We start from the raw sequence: 5312 nt of genomic DNA, 5'->3' as shown, positions 1-5312 counted from the left end.
TCGCCCGGCACGGCGCCGACGAGGACAAGCACGGCCGCATCTTCGAGGCCCTGCTGCGAAAGCGCGGTCTGAAGCCCGTCGAGGTCCCGCCCGACACCGACTACACGATGCTCCTCGAACGCCACGGCATCGGGCTCGCCCACGACAAGCTCAGGGCCGACCGGCCGCTGACCGAGCGGGACATCATCACCTACCTCGCGCACAGCCGCGTCACCGAGCAGCGGGCCTCCGAGCAGATGCGGATGCTCCTCAGGCACTTCGGCGACCATCCCGACCTCGGCCGCGCGGTGCGCATGATCTCCCACGACGAGGACAACCACCTCGCCTACTGCCACGAGGAGCTCCTGCGCCTGGCGTACCAGGGCCACGGCCGGACCATCCAGCGCATCCTGCGCGAGAGCGCGCTCGCGGAGATCCGGATCTACCGGGACGTCAGCCTCGCCGTCATGGCCCACATGGGCCGCGTCCTTCGCTGGTCCGCCGCGAGGAACGCGCTCCTCGCGGCCGGCATCCACGCCCTGTACGCGTGGGAGCGGGCCGTCGGCTGGCGCCGCATGGTCACCCTGGAGATGCCCGAGCGGCGCGACGCCCTCGGCGGGCCCGCCCCCAGGGCGACCGAACTCGTGTGAGCTACAACCAGCCGCGCCGCTTGAAGTTCCGGTACAGCAGCAGCTCCAGCACCACCATCACCGCGACCACCGCGGGGTAGCCCCACACCCAGTGCAGCTCCGGCATGTGCTCGAAGTTCATGCCGTAGACGCCCGCTATCAGCGTCGGGATCGCGGCCATCGCCGCCCAGGACGAGATCTTGCGCATGTCGTCGTTCTGCCGCACCCCCATCTGCGCCAGATGCGCGGAGAGGACGTCGGACACCAGCCGGTCCAGGCCCTCCACCGACTCGTTGACGCGGGTCAGGTGGTCGTTGACGTCCCGGAAGAACGGTCGCGCCGAGGTGTCCACGAACGGCACCGGGGTCGCCGACTGCCCCATCCCCGCCAGCCGGGTCATCGGGACCGCCAGCGGCACCGTCGCCCGGCGGAACTCCAGTACCTGCCGCTTGAACAGGTAGATCCTGGAAGCGGTGTCCCGTGACCCGGCGTCGGACGGGGAGAACACGTCCGCCTCCAGCTCCTCCAGGTCCGTGCCCAGCTCGGTCGCGACATCCAGGTACTGGTCCACGGTGGCGTCCGCCACCGCGTACAGCACCGAGGTCGGGCCGTGGCGCAGTTTGTCCGGGTCTTCCTCCAGCCGCCGCCGCGCCTCCGGCAGGGGGGAGGACTCGCCGTGCCGCACCGTCACCACGAAGGAGTCGCCGAGGAAGAGCATGACCTCGCTCGTCGTCACCGTGTCGCGCGCCGACTCGTAGCACACCGGCTTCAGCACCACGAACAGCGAGTCGTCGTACGACTCCAGCTTCGGGCGCTGGTGGGCCTTCAGGGCGTCCTCGACCGCCAGCGGGTGCAGCCCGAAGACCTTGCGGACCTCTTCGAACTCGTCCGCCGTCGGATCGTGCAGCGCGATCCAGACGAACGCGTCGTCGGACGCACGCGCCTCCCGCAGGGCTTTCGCCGGGTCGTCGGACGACTCGGTCCGATGCCCGTCCCGGTAGATGGCACAGTCGAAGATCACGGAGCGCATTCTCCCGCCGTCCTGCCCCGAACGTACTCGGGGCTCCCCTCATTGTGCGCCCCCGGTCACCGCCCGGCGGCGCCGGTCTACGCTGGGCCGCATGCCCACCCTGATCCTCGTTAGGCACGGCCGTTCCACCGCCAACACCGCGGGGCTCCTCGCCGGCTGGACCCCCGGCGTGGCCCTCGACGAACGCGGCGCCGAGCAGGCCGCCGCCCTCCCGGGCCGTCTCGACGGCCTGCCGCTGGCCGAGATCGTCGTCAGCCCCCTCCAGCGCTGCCAGGAGACCATGCGGCCGCTGCTGGACGCCCGCCCCGATCTCACCCCCCGCACCGACGACCGGATCGGGGAGTGCCACTACGGCGACTGGTCGGGCCGCAAACTGGCCGAGCTGAAGGACGAACCCCTCATGGAGGTCGTCCAGACGCACCCGTCCGCCGCCGCCTTCCCCGGCGGCGAGTCGCTGCGCGAGATGCAGACCCGCGCGGTCGCGGCCGTACGCGAGTGGAACGCGCGCGTGGAGAGCGAGCACGGCCCGGACGCCGTGTACCTGATGTGCTCCCACGGCGACATCATCAAGTCGATCGTCGCCGACGCCCTCGGCCTCCACCTCGACCTGTTCCAGCGCGTCTCGGTGGAGCCCTGCTCGGTCACCGCGATCCGCTACACCCGGCTGCGGCCCTATCTCGTCCGCCTCGGCGAGACCGGCGACCTCTCCTCGCTGGCCCCCCGCGAGACGCCCCCGGACGACGACGCACCGGTCGGGGGCGGTGCGGGCGCACCGTGATCGCCGCCCGCAGTAGGGTGAGGCGGTCGGCCGCACGGTGTGCCCGCACGCCCGTACCGACCGCTTGAACCGCTCGAACGATCCCGAACCCAATGGAGACAGGACGTGTCCCGTCAGGTGTTCCTCTACGACCCGCCGGACCGCTTCGTGGCCGGCACGGTCGGACTGCCCGGACGCCGTACGTTCTTCCTCCAGGCCACCGCCGGCCCGCGGGTGACCAGCGTGGCTCTGGAGAAGGCCCAGGTCGCCGCGCTCGCCGAACGCATGGACGAGCTGCTCGACGAGGTCGTGCGGCGCAGCGGCGGCAATGCCGCGGTGCCCGCCGTCGCCCCGGTGGAGATCGCCGACACCGGCCCGCTGGACAGCCCCGTCGAGGAGGAGTTCCGCGTCGGCACCATGGCGCTCGCCTGGGACGGCGAGGAACAGCGCATGGTCGTCGAGGCCCAGGCCCTGGTGGAACTGGACGCCGAGACCGCCGAGGACCTCGCCGAGGCCGAGGAACGCCTCCTCCAGGACGAGGAGAACGGGCCCCCGATGCTGCGGGTCCGGCTCACCGGCGCGCAGGCCAGGGCCTTCGCCAAGCGCGCCCTGGACGTCGTCAACGCCGGGCGGCCGCCGTGCCCGCTGTGCAGCCTCCCGCTCGACCCGGAAGGACACGTATGTCCGCGCCAGAACGGATACCGCCGGGGAGCGTGAGCGCCGCGGACACGGAAACCGGCGCGGACGCCGCCGAACTGCTCGCCCACGGCGAGCTGACCGTACGCGGCCGCATCCGGGACGCCTCCAACGCCGCTCTCTTCTGCACCGTCGCCCTCGACGGGCAGGAGGCCACGTGCGTCTACAAGCCGGTCGCCGGGGAGCGCCCCCTGTGGGACTTCCCCGACGGCACCCTGGCCGGCCGCGAGGTCGCCGCCTACGAGGTGTCCAAGGCCACCGGCTGGGACCTGATCCCGCCGACCGTGCTGCGCGACGGGCCCTTCGGCGAGGGCATGTGCCAGCTCTGGATCGAGGTGAGCACCGAGGCCGAACTCCTCGCGCTCGCCGAGGGCGAGGAGGCCGGGCCCGGCTGGAAGGCCATCGGACTCGCCGAGGTCGGCGAGGGCCGCACCGCGCTGCTCGTGCACGCCGACGACGACCGGCTGCGCCGCCTCGCCGTCCTGGACGCCGTGATCAACAACGCCGACCGCAAGGGCGGCCACCTCCTGCCCACCGTCGCCGGGCACCTCTACGGCATCGACCACGGCGTCTCCTTCAACGCCGAGAACAAGCTCCGCACCCTGCTGTGGGGCTGGGCCGGCGAACCCCTCACCGAGGACGCCCTCGAGGTCCTCGCCTCCTTGCGCGACAGCCTCGCCGAGGGCGGAACCCTGGCCGCGAAGCTGACCCCGCTGCTCACCCCGGCCGAGATCGACGCCACCCGCGCCCGGGTCGACAGCCTTCTCGCCACCGGCCGCCACCCCGAACCCACCGGCGACTGGCCCGCCATCCCCTGGCCCCCGGTCTGAGCCGGGCGGGCGCCGACGAGCACGGCCGAAAGCCCCGCGCAAGAGCGCCCATCCGGCCATCCGGCCGCCTTGGGCGCGATCCGGTTCGTAGCCCCAGCTCATGGCCGGTTACGCTCATGTACATGCATGCCTGGCCCGCTTCCGAGGTCCCCGCCCTGCCTGGTCAGGGCCGCGACCTGAGGATTCACGACACCGCGACCGACGGTCCGGTCACCCTCGACCCCGGTCCCGTCGCCCGGATCTACGTCTGCGGCATCACGCCGTACGACGCGACCCACATGGGTCACGCGGCGACCTACAACGCGTTCGACCTCGTCCAGCGCGTGTGGCTCGACACCAAGCGGCAGGTCCACTACGTCCAGAACGTCACCGACGTGGACGACCCGCTGCTGGAGCGCGCGACCCGCGACGGCGTCGACTGGGCCGACCTCGCCGTGCAGGAGACCACCCTGTTCCGCGAGGACATGACCGCCCTCAGGATGCTCCCGCCCCAGCACTACATAGGCGCGGTCGAGGCCATACCCGGCATCGTCCCGCTCGTGGAACGGCTGCGGGACCTGGGCGCGGCCTACGACCTCGACGGCGACATCTACTTCTCCGTCGACGCCGACCCGCACTTCGGCCAGGTCTCGAACCTGGACGCGGCCGCCATGCGCGCGCTGTCCGCCGAGCGCGGCGGCGACCCGGACCGGCCCGGCAAGAAGAACCCGCTCGACCCGATGCTGTGGCTCGCGGCCCGCGAGGGCGAGCCGAGCTGGGACGGCGGCACGCTCGGCCGGGGCCGCCCCGGCTGGCACATCGAGTGCGTCGCCATCGCGCTGGACCATCTGGGCATGACCTTCGACGTCCAGGGCGGCGGCTCCGACCTCGCCTTCCCGCACCACGAGATGGGCGCCTCCCACGCCCAGGTGCTCACCGGCGAGTTCCCCATGGCCAAGGCGTACGTGCACGCCGGCATGGTGGGCCTGGACGGCGAGAAGATGTCGAAGTCGAAGGGCAACCTCGTCTTCGTCTCGGCCCTGCGCCGCGACGGCGTCGACCCGGCCGCCATCCGCCTCGCCCTGCACTCCCACCACTACCGCTCCGACTGGGAGTGGACCGACCAGGTGCTCCAGGACGCCGTGGACCGTCTCGGCCGCTGGCGCGCCGCCGTCTCCCGCCCGGACGGCCCCTCGGCCGACGCGCTGGTGGACGAGGTCCGCGAGGCCCTGGCGAACGACCTGGACGCGCCCGCCGCGCTCGCGGCCGTGGACCGCTGGGCGGCCCGTCAGGAGGCGGAGGGCGGCACCGACATCGGCGCGCCCGGCCTGGTGAGCCGTACCGTGGACGCGCTGCTCGGCGTGGCTCTGTGAGCTGAGGGACAAACGGGGGCGGTACCCGGCCGGGTACCG

Annotated in this window: 6 protein-coding genes; 5 read left to right on the top strand and 1 reads right to left on the bottom strand. The window is 72.5% G+C overall.

Going from position 1 to position 5312, the window contains the following annotated elements:
• A partial coding sequence (locus CCN33_RS10905; protein ID WP_086693442.1) for a hypothetical protein occupies positions 1–629 on the top strand: 629 nt, incomplete at its 5' end.
• 1 nt (position 630) lies between these two features.
• Here the strand turns inward: CCN33_RS10905 and corA are convergent.
• Positions 631–1629 carry a magnesium/cobalt transporter CorA gene (gene corA / locus CCN33_RS10900; protein ID WP_086693444.1) on the bottom strand — a complete coding sequence of 333 codons (999 nt, stop codon included), beginning with the start codon at positions 1627–1629 and terminating at the stop codon, positions 631–633.
• A 100-nt stretch (positions 1630–1729) separates the two neighbouring features.
• Between corA and CCN33_RS10895 the strand changes: the two genes are divergently transcribed.
• The 4 genes from CCN33_RS10895 (at position 1730) to mshC (ending at position 5273) form a co-directional block, all read left to right on the top strand.
• On the top strand, positions 1730–2416 hold the full coding sequence (locus CCN33_RS10895; RefSeq protein WP_086693441.1) for a histidine phosphatase family protein: 687 nt from the start codon (positions 1730–1732) through the stop codon (positions 2414–2416).
• Positions 2417–2521: 105 nt separating this feature from the next.
• Positions 2522–3112: a DUF3090 domain-containing protein gene (locus CCN33_RS10890; protein WP_086693440.1), complete on the top strand. Its 591-nt coding sequence runs from the start codon at positions 2522–2524 to the stop codon at positions 3110–3112.
• The gene (locus CCN33_RS10885) at positions 3076–3921 is read left to right on the top strand and encodes an SCO1664 family protein (protein WP_086693439.1); all 846 of its coding nucleotides are present in this window, start codon (positions 3076–3078) and stop codon (positions 3919–3921) included. The genes CCN33_RS10890 and CCN33_RS10885 overlap by 37 nt, the downstream gene beginning before the upstream one ends.
• A 122-nt stretch (positions 3922–4043) precedes the next feature.
• The gene (gene mshC, locus CCN33_RS10880) at positions 4044–5273 is read left to right on the top strand and encodes a cysteine--1-D-myo-inosityl 2-amino-2-deoxy-alpha-D-glucopyranoside ligase (protein WP_086693443.1); all 1230 of its coding nucleotides are present in this window, start codon (positions 4044–4046) and stop codon (positions 5271–5273) included.
• The last annotated feature ends 39 nt before the right edge of the window (positions 5274–5312 follow it).

Source organism: Streptomyces recifensis, assembly GCF_002154615.1.
Lineage (GTDB): Bacteria > Actinomycetota > Actinomycetes > Streptomycetales > Streptomycetaceae > Streptomyces > Streptomyces griseoluteus.
Note: the sequence above shows the minus strand (reverse complement) of the source record. Positions and strands in the feature narration are given on the sequence as shown.

Excerpts from the sequence above, each read along its gene's own strand:
- CCN33_RS10895 (WP_086693441.1), top strand. The coding sequence starts at position 1,730 with ATGCCCACCCTGATCCTCGTTAGGCACGGCCGTTCCACCGCCAACACC.
- CCN33_RS10885 (WP_086693439.1), top strand. The coding sequence starts at position 3,076 with ATGTCCGCGCCAGAACGGATACCGCCGGGGAGCGTGAGCGCCGCGGAC.
- mshC (WP_086693443.1), top strand. The coding sequence starts at position 4,044 with ATGCATGCCTGGCCCGCTTCCGAGGTCCCCGCCCTGCCTGGTCAGGGC.